The sequence below is a fragment of the Pseudomonas sp. FP2254 genome (genome assembly GCF_030687695.1).
GTDB classification, from domain to species: Bacteria; Pseudomonadota; Gammaproteobacteria; order Pseudomonadales; family Pseudomonadaceae; genus Aquipseudomonas; species Aquipseudomonas quebecensis.
Genome location: NZ_CP117444.1, coordinates 3135686 through 3156031, shown reverse-complemented (window position 1 = coordinate 3156031; position 20346 = coordinate 3135686). Strand labels below are relative to the sequence as shown.

Genomic DNA, 20346 nt, shown 5'->3' with positions numbered 1-20346 from the left:
GATTATGCCTGAAGTCGTTCGTCGACGCCGATCATCGCGCGGATTTTCGTCGCCAGCAGATCAATGGAAAACGGCTTGGCTACCATGTCCATGCCATCCTCCAGGAAGCCCTGGCGCTCGGAGGCTTTTTCGGCGTAGCCGGTCATGAACAGCACCTTGAGCCCCGGACGGTGCTGGCGCGCGATTTCCGCCAGTTGCCGGCCGTTCATGCCCGGCAGGCCCACGTCGGTCACCAGCAGGTCCACGCGCAGGTCCGATTCCAGCAGCGGCAACGCGGTACGCGCGTCCGCTGCCTGGTGTGCCGTGTAGCCCAATTCGTCCAGCAGGTTCACCACCAGCATGCGCACCGCCAGGTCATCCTCGACCACTACGACTGCTTCGCCCGCCTGGGCCACCGGCGCTTCGCCGAGGCTGGCCGGCAGGCTGCTCTCAAGGGAGGTGCCGTGCAGGCGCGGCAGGTACAGCCGCACGCAGGTGCCCTGGCCCGGCTCGCTTTGGATGGTCACATGGCCGCCGGACTGCTGGGCAAACCCGTAGATCATCGACAGCCCCAGGCCAGTACCCTGGCCGATAGGCTTGGTGGTGAAGAAGGGGTCGAACGCTTTGGCAAGAATCTTCGGCGCCATGCCGGTGCCGTTGTCGCACACACCGAGCATCACGTAATCGCCGGCCTTGACGGGTTCGAGGGTGGTGATGTCGGTGCCGTCCAGGTAACTGTTGGCGGTTTCGATCAGTATTTCACCGCCGTCGGGCATGGCGTCGCGGGCATTGATCACCAGGTTGAGCAACGCGTTTTCCAACTGGCTGGCATCGGTGTTGACCGGCCAGATGTCCTGGCCCAGTTGCACATTCAGGCGAATGTGCGCGCCTTTGGTACGACGGAACAGGTCTTCCAGGGACGCCACCAGCTGGTTCGGGTCCAGTGGGCGCCGGTCCAGCGACTGGCGCCTGGAGAACGCCAGCAACCGATGGGTGAGGGCGGCGGCGCGATGGGCGGAGGACACGGCGGCCTCGATGAAACGGCCGATCTCCTCGCTGCGCCCTGCGGTGATGTAACGCTGCATCAGATCCAGGCTGCCGATAATGCCGGTGAGCATATTGTTGAAGTCATGGGCGATGCCGCCGGTGAGCTGGCCTACCGCTTCCATCTTTTGCGCATGGCGTAAGGCATCTTCGGCGCGCTCGCGTTCGTACATTTCGTTTTGCAGGCGCTGGTTGGCCTCGGCCAGCGCCTGGGTGCGCTGGGCGACCCGCTCTTCGAGGTTTTCATTGAGGTGGCGCAGGGCCTGTTCGGTGGTCTTGCGTTCGGTCAGGTCCAGGGCGGCGCCGAGGAACCGCGCCGGCCGGCCCTGGTGGTCCTTGTAGCAGCGGCCGCGGGCGAAGATCCAGCGTACCTCGCCATCGGGCAGCAACAAACGGTACTCCTCGGCGTATTCGGTGCCGTGGCTGATGCAATGCTTGATGCTGCGCGCCACCGTGCCACGGTCTTCGGGGTGAACACCTTGCAGGTAGGCGCTGATGGGCAAGAGGCCGGCGTCGCCGGGTGCGACGCCGTGCAGATAGGCGAAGTGCGCGTCGGCGATGAAGTGGTCTTCGCCAATGTCCCAATCCCAGGTACCCACCGCGTCGGTAGCGGCCAGCGCCAATTGCAGGCGTTGCTCGCTGTTGTGCTGGGCCTTCAGGCTGGCTTCGGAGCGTTGTTGCAGCTCGAGGGCCTTGCTGCGGCGCTCGTGGGTGTCGATGGCGGTGACCAGGATGCCGGCAACCTGGCCGCTTTCGTCGCGGATCGGGCTGTAGGTGAGGTCCAGCCAGATTTCGGTGTCGCGGTGGTTGCGCTGCAGCACAAAGCGCTGCTCGCTGAAGGTGCGCGTCTGCCCGTCGCGCACGGCGCTGTAGATCGGTGCGGTAAAGCTTTCCAGCTCCGGCCAGGTCTGATGCGCCGGCTGGCCCATGGCATCGGGGTGCTTGTTGCCCGCCAGCCGGGCAAAGCCATCGTTGTACAGTTGGATAAGTTGGTGGCCCCACAGCAAAAGCATCGGCATCGGTGAATTGACCACGATATCGACGGCTGTGCGCAGGCTTTGCGGCCAGTCATTGGCCTCACCGAGCGGGCTTCGTGCCCAGTCCAGCCGTGCAATCAATGCAGCGGCTTCGCTACCGGTGGATGTTCCATTCATGAAAAAGCCCTGAGCGTAACGCTTTGAAAGATAAAAACACCCATTATCCCGTGAGTGGGCAATAAGTGACTACCCTGGAAAAATAGCACGCCCTGGCGTTTTGTCTCGCAAATCGGCCCCTCAGAGCTGAAACCTTTCATCTTCAAGCCAGTTCGGGACGGTCGCGAAACGCCTCCAGGGCCTCGGGGTTGGCCAGGGCGTCGGTGTTCTTCACCGGTTCGCCGTGCACGACGTTGCGCACCGCCAGTTCGACGATCTTGCCGCTGATGGTGCGCGGAAGATCGCTGACGGCGAGGATCTTCGCCGGCACATGGCGCGGTGTGGTGTTGGCGCGGATCACCTGGCGGATCTGCTGTTCCAGCGCCTCATCGAGCACGACGCCAGGGTCCAGGCGCACAAACAGCACGACCCGAACGTCGTCCTGCCAGCGTTGGCCGATGGCCAGGCTTTCCAGCACCTGAGGGACTTTTTCCACCTGGCGATAAATCTCGGCGGTGCCGATGCGCACGCCGCCGGGGTTGAGCACCGCGTCCGAACGCCCGTGGATCAACAGGCTGCCGTTGGCGCGCTCCTCGGCGTAGTCGCCCTGGGCCCATACGCCGGGGAACTGGCTGAAATACGACGCACGCAGTTTCTGCCCGTCGGGGTCGTTCCACAGTCCGATTGGCATGGCGGGGAAGTGACGGGTACACACCAGCTCACCTTTTCCGCCGATCAACGGCTGGCCCTGGTCGTCCCACACCTCGATGGCCATCGCCAGGCTCTTACACTGCATTTCGCCACGGCGCACCGGCAGCACCGGGTTGCCGATGACAAAACAGGAGACGATGTCGGTGCCGCCGGACATCGACGACAGGCACAGCTCGGCCTTGATCTCGCGGTACACGTAGTCGTAGCTCTGCGGTGACAGCGGCGAGCCGGTTGAGATCAGCCCCTTGAGGCTACCCAGCGCATGGCTCAGGCGCGGTTGCAGGCCGGCCTTTTCCAGGGTGGCGAGAAACTTGGGGCTGGTGCCGAACACGCTGATGCGTTCCGCGTCGATCAGGTCGATCAAGCGCGCAGGCCCTGGGTGAAACGGCGAGCCGTCATAGAGCACCGCCGTAGCGCCCAGGGCCAATACCGACACCAGCCAGTTCCACATCATCCAGCCGCAGGTGGTGTAGTAGAACAGGCAGTCGTCGCGGGACAGGTCGGCATGCAGGCCGTGTTCCTTCAGATGGGTAAGCAGCACACCGCCGGTGCCATGGATGATGCACTTGGGCACCCCAGTGGTGCCACTGGAATACAGGATGTACAGCGGATGATCGAACGGCACCGCAACAAACGCAGGCTCGCCGCCGGGTTGGTAAACGTCCTGCCAAAGCGTCACGCGGGCCCGGGTGCGATAGTCCTCGACCCGAGCCTGCGGCCGTGCGTACGGCACCACGATCAACTGCTGCAAAGACGGCAGGCGTTCGAGGATTTCATTGAGCTTGGCGCTCTGATTGATGGTTTTGCCGGCATACCGATAACCGGCGCAGGTGATCAGCACCTTGGGTTCGATCTGGCCGAAGCGATCGATCACGCCTTGGGTGCCGAAGTCGGGCGAAGAGCACGACCAGATCGCGCCAAGGCTGGTGGTGGCAAGCATGGCAACCAGGGTTTGCCAGGTATTGGGCATACACGCCGCGACGCGGTCGCCGATACTGACGCCCGCCGCTCGCAGACTGTTTTGCAGGCCGGCGACATGGGCGGCGAGTTCGGCGTAGGTGAGTTGTTCGCGCTGGCCGTCTTCGCCGACGGCGACTACGGCCGGGTGATGGTCGCGGCGGCGCAGCAGGTGCTCGGCAAAATTCAGGGTCGCACCGGGAAACCACTGGGCGCTGGGCATCGCGTCGCCTTCGATCAGCGCGGCGCTGGGCGGGCTGCGAAACTGCACGTCGAAAAACGCGACAATGGCCTGCCAGAACTCGGCGCGCCGGTCGATGCTCCACTGGTGCAGCGCCGGGTAGTCGCAAAGCTGCACGGCGTGGCGATCATTGATAAAGCGCCGGAACTGATCCATGCGCGTGTTGCGGATGCGTTCCGGGGAGGGTTGCCAGAGGATTTCGGACATCAGCCAGGTCTCTTGTTCTTATGCACGTCTTCCAAACAACAGCGTTCCACTGTGTTTGATCTATTGGGCCAGCCAGCCCCCATCGATATTCCACGCCGCACCACGCACCTGAGCGCCGGCCTCGCTGCACAAGAACAGCACCAGCTCGCCAAGTTGCGACGGGGTCACGAACTCCAGCGACGGCTGTTTCTCCGCCAGCAGATCATGCTGCGCCTGCTGCGGGTCCACGCCTTGGGCAATGCGGTCGTCGATCTGCTTCTGCACCAGCGGCGTCAGCACCCAGCCGGGGCAGATCGCGTTGCAGGTTACGTTGCTGGGGGCGGTCTCCAGGCCCACCACTTTGGTCAGGCCGATCACGCCGTGCTTGGCCGCCACATAAGCGGCCTTGCCCACCGAACCGACCTGGCCATGCACCGAGGCAATATTGACGATACGCCCCCAGCCCTTGGCCTTCATGCCCGGCAGGCCCAAGCGTGTGCTGTGGAACACCGACGACAGGTTGATCGCGATGATCGCGTCCCAGCGCTCGGCCGGGAAGTCTTCGACCGCCGCCACATGCTGGATGCCGGCGTTGTTCACCAGAATGTCCACGCCGCCGAACTCACGCTCGGCGTAGGCGAACATGTCGGCGATCTGCGCCGGGTCGCTGACGTCCGCCGGATGGTGGCCGACCTGGCCGCCATAGGCTTGCACCTGGGCGATTACCGCGCTGGCATCGCCAAAGCCATTGAGGATCAGGTTGGCGCCGGCCTTGGCCAGGCTCAGCGCGATACCCAGGCCGATGCCGCTGGTGGAGCCGGTGACCAGGGCGGTCTTGCCATTCAATGTCGTCATGTACACCTCATACAATGCCAGTGGCATAGAAAGTACCGATCACCACGAACACCGCAAGGGTCTTGATAATCGTGATGCCGAAAATATCCTTGTAGGCTTCGCGGTGGGTCAGGCCGGTGACCGCCAGCAGGGTGATCACCGCGCCGTTGTGGGGCAGGGTGTCCATGCCGCCACTGGCCATGGCCGCGACCCGGTGCAGCACTTCAAGGGGGATATTGGCCGCGTGGGCCGCCGCGATAAAACTCTCGGACATCGCCGCCAGGGCGATGCTCATGCCGCCCGAGGCGGAACCGGTGATACCGGCCAGCAACGTCACAGTGATCGCCTCGTTGACCAACGGATTGGGGATGCCCTTAAGCCAGTCCGCCAGCACCAGGAACCCCGGCAGCGAAGCGATGACCGCACCGAAGCCGTATTCCGACGCGGTATTCATCGCCGCCAGCAACGCACCGCTGACCGCGCTCTTGCTGCCTTCGGCGAGTTTGCTCTTGATGGCCGAGAAGCCGAACACCAGCACCACGATAATCCCCACCAGCAGCGCCGCCTGCACCGCCCAGATCGCCGTGAGTTTGGCAATCTCGGTGGTCACCGGCGCGCTCATGCCAGGCAGGCTGAGGCTGTGGGTCTTGCCGTACCACTGCGGAATCCAGTGGGTGAACAGCAGGTTCATCACGCCTACCAGGATCAGCGGCGACAGCGCGATCCACGGGTTGGGCAGCGCCAGGTTCTCAGCGGTTTCCGGCTCGTTGCGCAGGTCGGTGCCGTAGCCTTCCCCGGCGCGCTGGGCCTTGTTGCGTTGGCGTGCCAGATAGAGCATGCCGGCGCAGAACACGAAGATCGTGCCGATCAGCCCCAGCCACGGCGCCGCCCAGGCGGTGGTGTTGAAGAACGTGCTGGGGATGATGTTCTGGATCTGCGGCGTGCCGGGCAGGGCGTCCATGGTGAAGGAAAACGCACCCAGGGCGATGGTCGCCGGGATCAGGCGCTTGGGGATATTGCTCTGGCGGAACATCTCCGCCGCGAACGGGTACACCGCGAATACCACCACAAACAGCGACACGCCGCCGTAGGTGAGCAGGGCGCAGACCAGCACGATCACCAGCATCGCCTGGCGCGTGCCGAGCAAACGGATCGCCGCCGCCACGATCGAACGCGAGAAGCCCGACAACTCAATCAACTTGCCGAATACCGCACCGAGCAGGAACACGGGGAAATACAGTTTGATAAAGCCGACCATTTTTTCCATAAACACCCCGGTAAAGGCAGGGGCGACGGCGGAAGGGTCGGTCAGCAGCACCGCGCCAAGGGCGGCGATGGGGGCGAACAGGATAACGCTATAGCCACGGTAGGCAGCCAGCATCAGCAGCGCGAGGGCTGCCAGGGCAATGATCACACTCATGGTGTGTCTCCAGATGGGATTGTTATTTTTGTGGGTGACGCTGTGGGAAGGGCTATAGCGAGATGTGTGCCAAGTGGTTAATTGCTTGAAATATATGGATATTTTTCAACAGGTTTTAAGCCGTGTCTCAATTTCAAGACAGGCGCGGATCAAATGTGGGAGGGGGCTTGCCCCCGATAGCGGTCTATCAGCCAGGAAAATAGCGGCTGACCCAATGCCATCGGGGGCAAGCCCCCTCCCACCCAGTCTGTCTATTTATTGAGATGCTTGTCTCTATTTAGAGATTGCGTAATGCCCAGGGCCACCATCTTCTTGTACAACGTCGATCGCCCCAGCCCCAACCGCTTAGCCGCCTCCACCACATTGCCTTCACACCCTTTGAGCGCCGCCACAATCACCTGCCGGTCAAACCGCTCTCGCGCCGCGTTGTAGCTTTCGCCTTCTACCGCCGCCACGGCATTGCTACGCGCCACCGGACTGAAGGTGCCGATCGCCGCGCGGACTTCCTCGGCGTTCAATACCAGGTCATCGCTCAACAGCGCCGCGCGCTCCAGCACATTGCGCAACTCGCGGATATTCCCCGGCCAGGCATGCTGGGCCAGCAGGGCCAGGGCTTCGCGGTCCAGTTCGTGGTGGCTGCGCAGTTCTTCGAGGATCGCCTCGCTGAGCGCCGGAATATCTTCCAGGCGTTCGCGCAGGGGCGGCACCTGGATGGGCAGCACGTTCAGGCGGTAGTACAGGTCTGCGCGAAATTCGCCGCGCTTGATTGCCGCTTCAAGGTCCATCGATGTGGCCGCGATCACCCGCACATCACTGTGCAGCATCTCGTTGGAGCCGACCGGTTCGAATTCCTTTTCCTGCAACACCCGCAGCAGTTTGCTTTGCAGCGGCAGCGGCATATCGCCGATTTCATCCAGAAACAACGTACCGCCCTCGGCGATCTGGAACTTGCCGGAGCGACCCTTGCGGTCCGCCCCGGTAAACGCGCCAGGTGCCGTGCCGAAAAATTCGGCTTCCAGCAGGTCGTGGGGGATCGCCGCGCTGTTGATGCTCACGAACGCCTTGTGCGCCCGCGACGACGCACCATGAATGGCCTGGGCCAGCAGCTCCTTGCCGGTGCCGGTTTCCCCCAGCAGCAATACGGGCGACTCGGCCTTTGCACTGCGCCGCGCCCGGCGTTTGACCTCCAGGCTCGCGGCACTGGTGCCGATAAAATGCGCGAAGGTGTACTTGCTCTGGCGTGAGCGCAGCAACGAGCGGGTGGAGGCCAGTTCCTGCTGCATGCTCAGGTAGCGCTCGATCAGGGGCGACAAGTTGCGCAGCTCATCGAACAGCGCGAAGCCGATGGCGCCGATCACCGCGCCGGCATCGTTGTGAATCGGCAGGCGCATCACCACCAGCGGGCCTTTGGGCGTGTCCTGGATATCCAGCAGGATCGGCCGGTCGGTGCGCACCACCTGGCGCAGCAAACTGTTTGAGATCACTTGTTCGCACGGTTGGCCGATGGCCTCTTCGGCGCTCTTGAGACCGAAGCGCCTGGCGTAGCGCTCGTTCATCCACACGATGTTGGCATCACGGTCGACAATCACCGTGCCTTCGCTGGACTGCTCGATGATCTCGAACAGCGACTGGATCGCCAGCCCGCGTACCTGTTGGTAATCGGTGAGGTTATCGGTGAGGTTCATGCCCATGCCGCCAGCAAAAGGGTGAGTGGAATCCCATAACGTCCTACAGCGGGATATGCGCCGCTGCCATCAGTTCCTTGGTGTAGGGGTGCTGCGGTGACTCGAATAGGTCATGGCTGGCGCCGCGCTCCACCACCTGGCCGTCCTTGATCACGATCATGTCGTGGGCCATGGCCCGCACCACGGCCAGGTCATGGCTGATAAACAGATACGTCAGGCCGTATTTTTCCTGCAGTTCCCGCAGCAGCGCCACCACTTGTTTCTGCACGGTGCGGTCCAGAGCGGAGGTGGGTTCGTCCAGCAGCATCAGCGCCGGCTTGAGCACCAGCGCGCGGGCGATAGCGATGCGCTGGCGCTGGCCGCCGGAAAACTCGTGGGGGTAGCGATGCCGGCTGGCGGGGTCCAGGCCCACATCCTTGAGCACCTGGATGACCTGCGCTTCGCGCTCGGCCAGGCTGCACGGGGCATGCACTTCGAGACCTTCGCTGATGATCTGCTGCACTGACATGCGCGGGCTGAGGCTGCCGTAAGGGTCCTGGAACACCACCTGCATCTGCTTGCGCCACGGGCGCATCTGTTGATGGTTGAGGGCTTCTAGGGCGTGGCCCTGGAAGCATATGCCGCCGTGTGAATCCAGCAGGCGCAGGATCGCCTGGCCGAGGGTGGATTTGCCCGAGCCGGATTCACCGACGATGCCCAGGGTCTTGCCACGTTGCACGCTGAGGCTGATGCCGTCTACCGCGCGCAGGTAGGTTTTGCGCCGAAACAGCCCGCCGCCGAGGCGGAACTGCACGCTCAGGTCATTCACTTGCAACACCGTCTCGCGTTCCTCGCTGCACAGGGCGTCGCCCGCCGGTTCGGCATCCAGCAGCAGGCGGCTGTAAGGGTGCTGCGGCGCGCTGAACAGCGCCTGGCATTCGGCCTGCTCGACGATCTCGCCGGCGTGCATCACGCACACCCGTTGGGCGATGCTGCGTACCAGGTTGAGGTCATGGCTGATCAACAGCAGCGACATGCCCAGGCGTTGCTGCAGGGATTTGAGCAGCAGCAGAATCTTGCGCTGCACGGTCACATCCAGCGCGGTGGTCGGTTCATCGGCTATCAGCAGCTCCGGCTCGCATGCCAGGGCCATCGCAATCATCACCCGCTGACGCTGGCCGCCGGACAACTGATGAGGATAGGCCTTGAGGCGTTCCCTGGGCTTCTGGATACCGACCAGCTCAAGCAATTCCAGGATGCGCGCCTGCGCCGCCCTGCCGCCCAGGCCCTTGTGCAGCAACAGGGTTTCACCGATCTGTTTTTCGATGCTGTGCAGCGGGTTGAGGGAGGTCATCGGCTCCTGGAAAATCATGGCGATGCGGTTGCCGCGCAGTTTCTGCAAGGTCGTCGCAGGCGCTCCCACCAGTTCCTTGCCGCGATATTTCACCGAGCCGGTGGTGGCGCTGCCGGCTTCAGGCAACAGTTGCAGAATCGAATGGGCGGTCACTGACTTGCCCGAGCCCGATTCGCCCACCAGCGCCAGGCACTCGCCGGGGCGCACCTCCAGGCTCAAGTTGCGTACCACGGCCTGGCCGTTGAAGGCGACGCAGAGGTCGCGGATCTCGATCAGGTTCATTTGCAATCACTCATGAGCGTGGGTCGAAGGCGTCACGCAGCGCCTCGCCGATAAAAACCAGCAGCGACAGGATCAGCGCCAGGGTGAAAAACGCCGTCAGGCCCAGCCACGGCGCCTGCAGGTTCTGTTTACCCTGGGCGATCAGCTCACCCAGCGACGCGCTGCCCGCCGGCATGCCGAAGCCGAGGAAGTCCAGGGCGCTCAACGTGGAAATGGCACCGGTCAAAATAAATGGCAGGTAGCTCAAGGTCGCAGTCATTGCATTGGGCAGGATATGCCGACCAATGATCTTGGCATCGCCCAGGCCCAGGGCCCGCGCCGCCTTGACGTATTCAAGGTTGCGCCCGCGCAGGAACTCGGCGCGCACCACGTCCACCAGCGCGAGCCAGGAAAACAGCGCCATGATCCCCAGCAGCCACCAGAAATTCGGCTCGACGAAACCCGACAGGATGATCAGCAGGTACAGCACCGGCAGGCCGGACCACACCTCAAGTACACGCTGCCCGATCAAATCCACCCAGCCGCCGTAGTATCCCTGCAGCGCGCCGGCGGCAATGCCGATAGCCGCGCTGATCGCGGTAAGCGCCAGGGCGAACAGGATCGATACCCGAGCGCCGAAGATGACCCGCGCCAGCACATCCCGCGACTGGTCGTCGGTGCCCAACCAGTTCACCGCCGAGGGCGGGCTGGGGGCAGGGCGGGTCAGTTCGTAGTTGGGCGTGTCGTCGCTGAATGGGATCGGCGGGAACAGCATCCAGCCGCCGTCCTGCTTGATCAGCTTTTGTACGTAATCACTGCGGTAATCGGCCTGAAATGGCAATTGCCCTCCGAACTGCTGCTCGGTGTAGCGCTTGAACACCGGGAAATACAATTCGTGCTTGTAGCTCACCACCCAGGGTTTGTCGTTAGCGATCAACTCGCCGCCCAGGGTCAGGATAAACAGACCGATAAACAGCCACAGCGACCACCAGCCGCGACGGTTTTTCTTGAACCGCTCGAAGCGTCGGCGGGCCACCGGTGACAGATTGAGCATCAGGCGTTCCTCGCGGCGAAGTCGATACGCGGGTCCACCAGGGTGTAGCAGAGGTCGCCGATCAGTTTTATCAGCAGGCCGAACAAGGTGAAGATAAACAGCGAGCCAAACACCACCGGGTAGTCCCGTGATACGGCGGCTTCGTAGCTCATGCGGCCCAGACCGTCGAGGGAGAAGATCACTTCGATCAGCAGCGAACCGGCAAAGAACACACTGATGAACGCCTGGGGAATTCCGGAGATCACCAGCAGCATGGCGTTGCGAAATACATGACCGTACAGCACGCGGCGCTCGCTCAAACCCTTGGCGCGCGCAGTGACTACGTACTGACGCGTGATTTCATTCAGGAATGAGTTTTTGGTCAGGATGGTCAAGGTGGCGAACCCGCCGATCACCAGGGAGGTCACCGGCAGCACCAGGTGCCAGAAATAATCGGCCACCTTGCCCACGGTGCTCAGCTCTTCGAAATTCTCCGAGACCAGGCCGCGCACCGGGAACCAGTTGAGGGAGGTACCACCGGCAAACACTACGATCAGGAACATCGCGAACAGGAACGCCGGCATGGCATAGCCGATGACGATGGCGGTGCTGCTCCACACGTCAAAGCTGCTGCCATGGCGCACGGCCTTGCGAATGCCCAGGGGGATCGACACCAGGTAGGTGATCAGAGTGGCCCACAGGCCGAGGGAAATGGTCACGGGCATTTTTTCGAGGATCAGGTCGATCACGCTCTTGCCACGGAAGAAACTGTTGCCGAAGTCCAGCTGGGCGTAGCTTTTGAGCATCAACCACAGGCGTTCCGGCGCGGGCTTGTCGAAGCCGTATTGCTTTTCGATGTCCTTGATCAGTTTCGGGTCCAGGCCGCGACTGGCGCGCGAACCGCTGCCGATGCCTTCGCCGGACGAGCCGCCGACGCCACCGCCGCCAATCCCTTGCAGGTGGGCGATCGCCTGTTCCACCGGGCCGCCGGGGGCGGCCTGCACAATCACAAAATTCACCAGCAGGATGATCACCAGGGTCGGGATGATCAACAGCAGGCGCCGCACGATATAGGCAAACATCAGCGGGCCTCCGCGCGTTTTTTCAGTTCGGCTTTCATTTGTTCATTCGTCAGCGGTGTGGGGCTGATTTCCCACCAGGTTTCCAGGGCCTCATCGTTCTTGGCCTCGATGGCCGGGCGGCCGAAGCGGTTCCACCACGCCGCCGACGTACCGGGCGGGTAGTAATTGGGAATCCACAGATAATTCCATTGCAGCACCCGGTCCAGGGCATGGGCGTAGGTGAGCATCTGTGCCTGGGTGTCGGCCTTGACCAGGCCTTTGATCAGGGTGTCGACGGCCGGGTCCTTGAGCACCATGTAGTTATTGGCCCCCGAATCGAACGCGGCGGCCGAACCGAAGTAGTTGTACAGCTCCATCCCCGGAGAGGTGGTGACCGGGAACCCGGTGACGATCATGTCGTAGTCTCGACTCATCAAGCGGTTTACATACTGCGAGGAGTCGATGCGACGAATATTCAGGGTGATACCGATCTGCGCCAGGTTGCGCTTGTAGGGCAGCAGCAGCCGCTCGAGGCCGGCCTGGGCATTCAGGAAGGTGAACTCCAGCGGCTCGCCCTGGGCATTTACCAGTTTGTCGCCGTCGGGCTTCCAGCCAGCTTCCTCAAGCAGGCTCAGGGCCTGCAGCTGTTTGTCGCGGATCATGCCGCTGCCGTCGGTGACCGGTGCCTTGAACACCTGGGTGAATACCTCATCGGGTACTTGCCCGCGCAGCGGTTCGAGAATCGCCAGTTCCTCCTTGGTTGGCAACTGGCTGGCGGCCAGCGGGCTGTTGGAGAAGAAGCTCTGCTGGCGGATGTACATATTGCGCATCATCTGCCGGTTGGCCCACTCGAAATCCCACAACATCGCCAGGGCCTGACGTACGCGGCGATCCTTGAACATCGGCTTTTGCACATTGAATACATAGCCTTGTGCCGGTTGCGGCATCTCTTTGGCCAAATGCGCGCGTTGCAGGCGTCCATCGTCGAGGGCAGGGCCGTTGTAGCCGATGGAGTAGCCGGTGGCGGAAAACTCGCGATTGAAGTCGTAGGCACCGCCGCGCAATACCTGGCGTGCGACTTCGGTGTCGCCGAAGTACTCCAGGCTCAGGTGATCGAAGTTGTACAGGCCACGGCTGATGGGCAGGTCCTTGCCCCACCAGTCGGGGTCGCGGGTAAACGTGATGGTGCTGCCCGAATCGATCTTGCTGACCTTGTAGGGGCCGCTGCCCAGTGGCGCTTCGTAGCCGCCGCCGTTGGCAAAATCGCGGGTCTTCCACCAGTGCTGAGGAAACACCGGCAGGGTGGCGATATCCAGGGGCAGGGTGCGGTTCTCATTGCTGGAAAAGTCGAAGCGCACCTGGCGCTCGCCTTCCACTTCTACGTGCTTGACGTCGGCGAACAGCGTACGAAAGCGCAGGCTGCCTTGGGTCATCAACAGGTCAAAGCTGTAGCGTACGTCTTCGGCGGTGATCGGCTTGCCATCGGCAAAGCGCGCCTTCGGGTTCAGGTAAAAGCGCAGCGACAGGCCGTCCTCGGCACGCTCCATCTTCTCGGCGACCAGGCCATAGACCGTATAAGGCTCATCCAGGGAGCGCTGGGCCAGGGGCGCGTAAAGCCAGCCATCGACCTGGGACACGCCGATGCCTTTGTCGATATACGGCAGCACATGATCGAAGCGCCCGATCTCGATAGCCGAACGCCGCAGGCTGCCGCCCTTGGGTGCATTGGGGTTGGCATAGTCGAAATGGGTGAAACCGGCCGAGTACTTGGCCGGTTCACCGTACACCGTAAGGTACGCTTGTGGCGCCGCGATCACGGCGGTACTCGCCAGCACAAGGGCCAGCGCAGTGCCGAGAAGGGGTGTGGAAAAAGCCAATCGCATTGTCAGCCTTGAACGCCGGATAAAAGAATAGGGATTTGTACGCTAACGGCGGCACCGTCGCCAGTGATCGGATGCACAACGGCCCACCAGATGGCGGGCCGTTGTTTCACGCATCAGCGCAGGGCGGATCAGTCCTGACGGCTGGTGACTTCCAGCAGGTGGTAGCCGAACTGAGTCTTGACCGGGCCTTGCACGGTGTTGACTGGAGCGCTGAATACCACGGTATCGAATTCTTTAACCATCTGGCCTGGACCGAACGAACCCAGGTTGCCGCCGTCGCGGCTGGATGGGCAGCTGGAGTTGGCTTTGGCGATTTCTGCGAAGTCGGCGCCGCCTTCGATTTGGGCCTTGAGTTCGTTGCACTTGTCTTCGGTGGACACGAGGATGTGGCGGGCGGTGGCTTTGGCCATGAGAGTAACTCCTTGAATGAAAAGGGTGAGCGTACCGGAATCAGGCGGCTATTTCCCGGCAAAGTTCCCAGGGATTGCCTGAGCGGTGCGGCGGCGGGCCATGCCTTTGGCAGGCAGGCTGACGTTTCACTATAGAACGATGTAATCGTTGCGCTGGACGATTGGAAGATGTGCGCCCTGGACCAGGTGCAGGTAGCGGCCATCCACCAGGTCGATGGGCAGGCAGTCGTCCACATCCAGCACTGCGTCGGTATGGGCCTGGGACCAGTGCCGTCGCATCTGTTGCTTGCCTTTGCTCGTGGCTTCCTGCTTGTTACGGGCAACCACCAGCACATAATGATGGGCCTCGCCGAAGCTGTCGGTCTCATAGCCGCCCAGATTGATGAAATACAGATGATGGGCGCCGGCCTGGGGCGCCAGGTGGCTGAGTTCGATTTTCCAACCGTCGACGCCGTCGACCTCCATCCACGAATCGATGTGCACGCCCTTGGCATTGCCGAACCAGGCATCGCGCAGTTGCGGGTAAGTGCCTTGCAGCGTATCCGCCGCAGCGAACACCACATCATGAACTTCGATACTGGCCCGTGGGTGTTTGCCCCCGAGCATCACGACAAACAGCATTGCAGGTCCTTCCTGGCGATTGAGCAAGGCACAACCATACTTCGATTGAACCCTTTTGTCCGGTCAATGCCACAGTGTTAACCCGTGAATTGAGCAGGAGGTTGTCATGCGTAGCATTGATCTGGCGGGCGTGCCCGTCCCTGTCATCGGCCAGGGCACTTGGCGCATGGGCGAAGACCCGAATCATCGCCGGGCTGAAATCGCGGCGTTGCAACTGGGCATCGACGAGGGCATGACCTTGATCGATACCGCCGAAATGTATGGCGAAGGCGGCGCTGAACGGGTGGTCGGCGAGGCCATTCATGGTAAACGCGACCAGGTGTTTCTGGTGAGTAAGGTGTATCCGCACCATGCCAGCCAAAAGGGCATTCCGCGTGCATGTGAAGCCAGCCTCCAGCGCTTGGGCACTGACTATATCGATCTGTATCTGCTGCACTGGCGTGGTCAGTACCCCCTGGAAGAAACCGTCGAAGCCTTTGAGCGTCTGCGCGAGGCAGGCAAGATCGGCCGTTGGGGCGTTTCCAACTTCGACGTAGCCGACCTGCAGGAACTGGCATCCCCGGCCTGTGCGACGAACCAGGTGCTCTACAACATTCAAGAGCGCGGCATCGAGTTTGATTTGCTGCCCTGGTGGCAACAACATCACTTACCCCTTATGGCCTACTGTCCGATTGCCCAGGGCGGAGAACTGTTGTCCAGTCCGACGCTCAAGCAGATCGCCACTCGTCACGAGGCAGCTCCCGCCCAGGTGGCCCTGGCCTGGGTGCTGCGCCAGGACGGTGTGATCGCCATTCCCAAGGCGGTTACGCCGGAACACATCCGGCTTAACGCGGCGGCTGCCGACCTGGTTCTGGACAAGCACGACTTGGACGCCATCGACCGTGTCTTCGGGCCGCCCCAGCGCAAACATCGGTTGGCAATGGTCTAGCCGCAACCGGAAACGGTGCCGTCCATGGGCGCCGTTTCCGTGCCGAGCGGCTTAACCCGCTACCGGGCTGCGCCAATCGTCGGAGCCGGAAGTACCGGACACTTCGTGTGTCCACACGATCTTGCGATAGGTGAAGTACACATCCTCCAAGTGCGTGAAATGGGCGTTTTCCGGGTCCTGGCAGTTGGGCATGCGCGATTGGATATCCACCAGCGTGGCACCCTCCAGCTCGATGGTGAAGTAATGCTCCTGGGTACCGGCCGACGAAGTCCGGAACCATTCCAGTCGACACTTGACCTCTTCGCCACTGGTCAGCGCACTGAACAGCAACGGTGAGGATTTATCGAAGACCTTGCTGATCATCAGCGGCTTGTGAACCCGCTGCCCGGTCGGCTGCCCGGATTGCGGATCGCGGGGAATGATGACCTGGTGGGCGAAGGCCTGGACCAGGATCTGATCCTCGTGCCCCTCCTGATAGATGTTACCTACCGAGTCCTGTGTAAACGTGCCTGCCGTGATCAAACCTTGTTTGACGCCGGTAATGGAGAGATACGCGGGTGTTGGCATGACGGTTTTCCTTGCCTGGTTAAATAGGTAGTTCCAGACGACAGCTGCGTCGACTGGTCAAATGCCTATAACAAAAAGCGTGCCGGAAAGTGCGTGAGCCAATAAAGGCGCGGGGTTGCTGCGATAACGTGCTTGTTTTGGTCGAATATGATCGAGTGAGAGTTAAGTTAATGGTGGATTGTTTGCGCATGAGTGCGCAGTTAATTGCTCGCAGTGAACGGGCTTCAAAGGCTGGGGTTTAGTATTTAATTGACGAATTGGGCTTAGTTGACTGTGCAAAATGCTGCGCAGGCCTTGATTTTATTGGGTTGTAGGAAATTGCTTAAGTGGCGACTGGTGGCTTGCTGAATGCTGGAGGCAAGTCTACTGTTTGCAGACTTCGTTGTCGTTCTGGCGAAATATATCTGAAATATGATGCGTTTATGCAATGCGATTAGTTGGCTTCTCGTGCTCTTAAGTTGCGCGTGGTTAAAATGAATTATTATGAAAAGCTCTGTGTTTATTATATTGAAGTTGTCCGTGCGCCCTGTTCGCAAGAACATTTCGCGGGTGGTGACGTGCGCTTTTCGCCCGAGTACGAGGCCTTGGAATTGGAAACTAATTAAGGTCCACTCAATGCACGGCACCTCCCAGCCGGATTGGCACAAGGTCATTGAAGTCAGTGAGCAGCTGCTGCGCCGTCAGTCCAAGGATCTGCGCGTGACTGTCTGGCTGACCTGGGCGCTGCACCAGCGTGAGTCGTTTGCGGGTCTGCTGGCGGGCCTTGGGATGTTGTGTCACCTGTGCGACCGTCATTGGTCGATTGTTTATCCTGCAAAAAACCGTACCCGAGCCGCGGCATTCGCGTGGTTGGTTCTGCGTCTCGAGTCATTGTCGGCGCAGATTGTTTCGCTGCATGACCAGCAGCCGCTGCATCGCGCTTTGCTCGAGCGACTGGCCCATTTGGATGAGTTGTTGAGCAGTCACCTGGGTGATGACGCGCCGCTGTTGCTGTCGATCCGCAGGCAATGGGACCAGCGCTTGGAGCATACCGCGCCAGGCGATCCTGCTGACGCCCAGTTGAGCGGTGTCGTTGCTCAGGCCAACCGTGCGACCACTCAATTGCTGCGAGCCGAACTGTCGCTGGACAGCGAAAAGGACGCCCATAAATGGCTGCGTTCCTTGCAGGAACAAGCTCGGCCATTGTGCGCCTGGTGGCTGCGTCAGAACGCTACCGACCTGCGTGCATTGCGCCTGAATCGCACGTTGATGTGGATGACCCTGATCAGCTATCCGCAAGCCGACACGGAGCGGATCACCACGCTGCGTGGCCCGGCGCCCGACAAGCTCAAGCGTTACCGGGAGTGGCTCGCCCAGGGCCAGTACGCCGATCTGCTGCTTGAGCTCGAGGCCAGCCTGGCGGGTGCGATGTTCTGGTTTGATGGGCTGCACATGGTCTGGCAATGCCTGGAGGCCCCGCAGGCGCCATTGGCCATGAGCGAGCTGGAAGTGAGCTTTGCCCTGCTGCTGCAACGGCTGCCCGACCTGCCTGAATTTCGCTTTCACGACGGCAGTCCGTTTGCCGATGCGGGCACCCGGACCTGGATTGCCTTGCAGGTGCGGCCTCATAGGCAGCCGCCCGAAACGCTGTGTGAGGCCGCCGATGCCCAGCCTTGGGAGGTCGCCCTGCAGGCGCTGCAGCCCAGGCTGCGAAAGGAGGGCCTGAAGGCCGTCGTACATGAACTCAAGCAAGGCCTGCACGGAGCTCGCGGCGACCGTGAGCGCTTTTACTGGCGCCTGGCCCAGGCGCGCCTGTGTGTACAAGCGGGCAAGCATGAACTGGCAAAGATCCAGCTCGACCAACTCGATCTAGAACTGCAGCGCACCGGGCTGGACCGCTGGGAGCCGGAGCTTGCGCTGCATGTCGCCCAATTGCTGCACCGTTGCTGTGACCTCGTGCCGCAAAGCCATGCCGTGCGCGAGCGCAAGGAAGACACCCATCGCAGGCTGTGCCTCTTCGATCTTGAAGCGGTACTTGAATAGGCTCTCGAGCCCCCCGAACAAGGAGAAATACCATGGCCAAAGAAGGTTCCGTAGCCCCGAAGGAACGCATCAATATTACGTTCAAACCCGCTATCGGTGGCGCCCAGGAAGAAGTCGAGCTGCCGTTGAAACTGCTTGTGCTGGGGGATTTCACCCAGCGCGAAGACGTGCGCAAGCTCGAAGACCGCAAGCCTATCGCCATCGATAAGAACACCCTGGACGAAGTGTTGGCCAACCAGGCATTGAACCTGACCCTGAATGTGCCCAATCGACTTCAGGAGGGCGCCGATGCCGAGGAGTTGGGGATTCAGGTGCGCATCAACTCGATGAAGGACTTCAACCCTGCGCATCTGGTTGAGCAGATTCCTCAACTGCAAAAACTGATGGCGCTGCGTGAGGCGCTGGTGGCGCTCAAGGGGCCTTTGGGCAACACACCAAGCTTTCGCAAGGCCATAGAGCAAGCCCTGACCAACGACGAATCCCGCGTGCGGGTACTGGCGGAGCTGGGCCTGAGCGACCCATCCGCCTGACATACCTCAGTAAAAGGACACTGACGCCATGAATACCCAACACACTCAAACCGTTGCCCACGCCGCTCAAGAGCACGGCATTCTCGACAACATCATTGCCCAGACATTGTTGAGCGCGGACGACGAAGCCTATGGCATTGCCAAGCGTGGCGTCTCAGCCTTTATCGAAGAATTGATCAAGCCGCACAACAGCGGCGAGCCGGTGAAAAAACGCCTGGTTGATCGAATGATCGCCGAAATCGACGCGAAGCTCAGCCTGCAAATGGACGAGATCCTGCACCACCCGGAGTTCCAGGCCCTGGAATCGTCGTGGAAGGGTTTGCAGTTGCTGGTCGACCGCACCAATTTTCGCGAAAACATCAAGATCGAACTGCTGAACGTTTCACGACAGGACCTGCTGGATGACTTTGAAGACTCTCCGGAAGTGACGCAGTCCGGGCTCTACAAACACATTTACAGCGCCGAGTACGGTCAGTTCGGCGGCCAGCCCGTGGGCGCCGTCATCGCCAACTACTTCCTCTCTCCCAGCGCGCCCGATGTGAAACTGATGCAGTACGCCGCCAGTGTGGCCTGCATGGCTCATGCGCCGTTTATCGCGTCTGCCGGCCCGGGTTTCTTCGGATTGGAGAGCTTCACGGGCCTGCCTGACCTCAAGGATCTCAGGGACCATTTCGAGGGGCCGCAGTTTGCCAAGTGGCAAAGCTTTCGCGAGAGCGAAGATTCGCGCTATATCGGCTTGACCGTACCGCGCTTCCTCTTGCGCACGCCTTACGACCCACTGGAATGCCCGGTCAAGACCTTTGCTTACCGGGAAAACGTGGTGAACAGCCACGAACATTACCTGTGGGGCAATACCGCCTATGCCTTCGCCACGCGCCTTACCGACAGCTTTGCACGGTTTCGCTGGTGCCCGAACATCATCGGCCCGCAAAGCGGCGGTGCAGTGGAAGACTTGCCTCTGCATCACTTCCAGAGCATGGGCGAGATCGAAACCAAGATTCCTACCGAAGTGCTGGTGTCCGACCGCCGTGAATATGAGCTGGCGCAAGAAGGCTTCATTGCCCTGACGATGCGCAAGGGCAGTGACAATGCTGCGTTTTTTTCCGCCAGCTCCGTACAGAAACCCAAACATTTCGGCATCAGTACCGAGGGCAGGGAGGCGGAGCTGAATTACCGGCTGGGCACCCAGCTGCCGTACATGATGGTGGTCAACCGTCTGGCGCATTACCTCAAGGTTCTACAGCGCGAGCAATTGGGTTCCTGGAAGGAGCGCACCGACCTTGAGCTGGAACTCAACAAGTGGATTCGTCAGTACGTCGCCGATCAGGAAAACCCCAGCGCCGAAGTCCGTGGACGGCGCCCGCTGCGTGCGGCGCGTATTGTCGTCAGTGATGTGGAAGGCGAACCGGGCTGGTACCGCGTCAACCTGAGCGTGCGACCGCACTTCAAATACATGGGGGCCGATTTCACCTTGTCCCTCGTCGGCAAGCTCGACAAAGAATGAGCA

The 20346-nt window shown here is 61.3% G+C and carries 15 protein-coding genes and 1 pseudogene; 4 read left to right on the top strand and 12 right to left on the bottom strand.

Features of this window, described 5'->3' with window-relative positions:
* Window positions 1-2 precede the first annotated feature (2 nt).
* The 11 genes from PSH94_RS14375 to PSH94_RS14325 form a co-directional block, all read right to left on the bottom strand.
* Complete coding sequence (locus PSH94_RS14375) at window positions 3-2177, bottom strand: PAS domain-containing hybrid sensor histidine kinase/response regulator (protein ID WP_181076881.1); 2175 nt, start codon at window positions 2175-2177, stop codon at window positions 3-5.
* A 142-nt stretch (window positions 2178-2319) separates the two neighbouring features.
* Window positions 2320-4272, bottom strand: a complete 1953-nt coding sequence (locus tag PSH94_RS14370) for an acetoacetate--CoA ligase (RefSeq protein ID WP_305434930.1) — start codon at window positions 4270-4272, stop codon at window positions 2320-2322.
* Window positions 4273-4332: 60 nt separating this feature from the next.
* The gene (locus PSH94_RS14365) at window positions 4333-5106 is read right to left on the bottom strand and encodes a 3-hydroxybutyrate dehydrogenase (protein WP_181076883.1); all 774 of its coding nucleotides are present in this window, start codon (window positions 5104-5106) and stop codon (window positions 4333-4335) included.
* 7 nt (window positions 5107-5113) lie between these two features.
* The gene (locus tag PSH94_RS14360; RefSeq protein WP_266247874.1) at window positions 5114-6505 is read right to left on the bottom strand and encodes a GntP family permease; all 1392 of its coding nucleotides are present in this window, start codon (window positions 6503-6505) and stop codon (window positions 5114-5116) included.
* A gap of 251 nt (window positions 6506-6756) precedes the next feature.
* Entirely contained in the window at window positions 6757-8190 is a 1434-nt protein-coding gene (locus tag PSH94_RS14355) for a sigma-54-dependent Fis family transcriptional regulator (RefSeq protein ID WP_305434926.1), read from the bottom strand.
* 43 nt (window positions 8191-8233) lie between these two features.
* Complete coding sequence (locus PSH94_RS14350; protein ID WP_305434924.1) at window positions 8234-9805, bottom strand: ABC transporter ATP-binding protein; 1572 nt, start codon at window positions 9803-9805, stop codon at window positions 8234-8236.
* Between the two features lie 10 nt (window positions 9806-9815).
* Window positions 9816-10838 carry an ABC transporter permease gene (locus tag PSH94_RS14345; protein WP_181076887.1) on the bottom strand — a complete coding sequence of 341 codons (1023 nt, stop codon included), beginning with the start codon at window positions 10836-10838 and terminating at the stop codon, window positions 9816-9818.
* Window positions 10838-11899, bottom strand: a complete 1062-nt coding sequence (locus PSH94_RS14340) for a microcin C ABC transporter permease YejB (protein ID WP_181076889.1) — start codon at window positions 11897-11899, stop codon at window positions 10838-10840. Before PSH94_RS14340 ends, PSH94_RS14345 begins: the two co-directional genes overlap by 1 nt.
* Entirely contained in the window at window positions 11899-13761 is a 1863-nt protein-coding gene (locus PSH94_RS14335; RefSeq protein WP_305434920.1) for an extracellular solute-binding protein, read from the bottom strand. Before PSH94_RS14335 ends, PSH94_RS14340 begins: the two co-directional genes overlap by 1 nt.
* Before the next feature lie 128 nt (window positions 13762-13889).
* Complete coding sequence (locus tag PSH94_RS14330) at window positions 13890-14171, bottom strand: peptidylprolyl isomerase (protein WP_010210937.1); 282 nt, start codon at window positions 14169-14171, stop codon at window positions 13890-13892.
* A 129-nt stretch (window positions 14172-14300) separates the two neighbouring features.
* Window positions 14301-14792, bottom strand: coding sequence for a DUF1543 domain-containing protein (locus PSH94_RS14325; protein WP_181076892.1), 492 nt, complete (start codon window positions 14790-14792; stop codon window positions 14301-14303).
* Window positions 14793-14898: 106 nt separating this feature from the next.
* Here PSH94_RS14325 and PSH94_RS14320 point away from each other — a divergent pair, with 106 nt between their 5' ends.
* Entirely contained in the window at window positions 14899-15720 is an 822-nt protein-coding gene (locus PSH94_RS14320) for an aldo/keto reductase (RefSeq protein WP_305434918.1), read from the top strand.
* Between the two features lie 51 nt (window positions 15721-15771).
* Here the strand turns inward: PSH94_RS14320 and PSH94_RS14315 are convergent, their stop codons facing one another.
* Window positions 15772-16287 (bottom strand): Hcp family type VI secretion system effector, encoded by a 516-nt coding sequence (locus tag PSH94_RS14315; protein WP_181076895.1) that lies wholly within the window; start codon window positions 16285-16287, stop codon window positions 15772-15774.
* Window positions 16288-16760: 473 nt separating this feature from the next.
* On the opposite strand from PSH94_RS14315, the pseudogene tssA reads away from it, so the two are divergent.
* From tssA to tssC, 3 genes and pseudogenes are all read left to right on the top strand, one after another.
* Window positions 16761-18309, top strand: a pseudogene (gene tssA, locus PSH94_RS14310) (type VI secretion system protein TssA).
* 32 nt (window positions 18310-18341) lie between these two features.
* The gene (tssB, locus tag PSH94_RS14305; protein WP_181076898.1) at window positions 18342-18839 is read left to right on the top strand and encodes a type VI secretion system contractile sheath small subunit; all 498 of its coding nucleotides are present in this window, start codon (window positions 18342-18344) and stop codon (window positions 18837-18839) included.
* A gap of 28 nt (window positions 18840-18867) precedes the next feature.
* Window positions 18868-20343 carry a type VI secretion system contractile sheath large subunit gene (gene tssC / locus PSH94_RS14300; RefSeq protein WP_266247895.1) on the top strand — a complete coding sequence of 492 codons (1476 nt, stop codon included), beginning with the start codon at window positions 18868-18870 and terminating at the stop codon, window positions 20341-20343.
* Window positions 20344-20346: the final 3 nt, after the last annotated feature.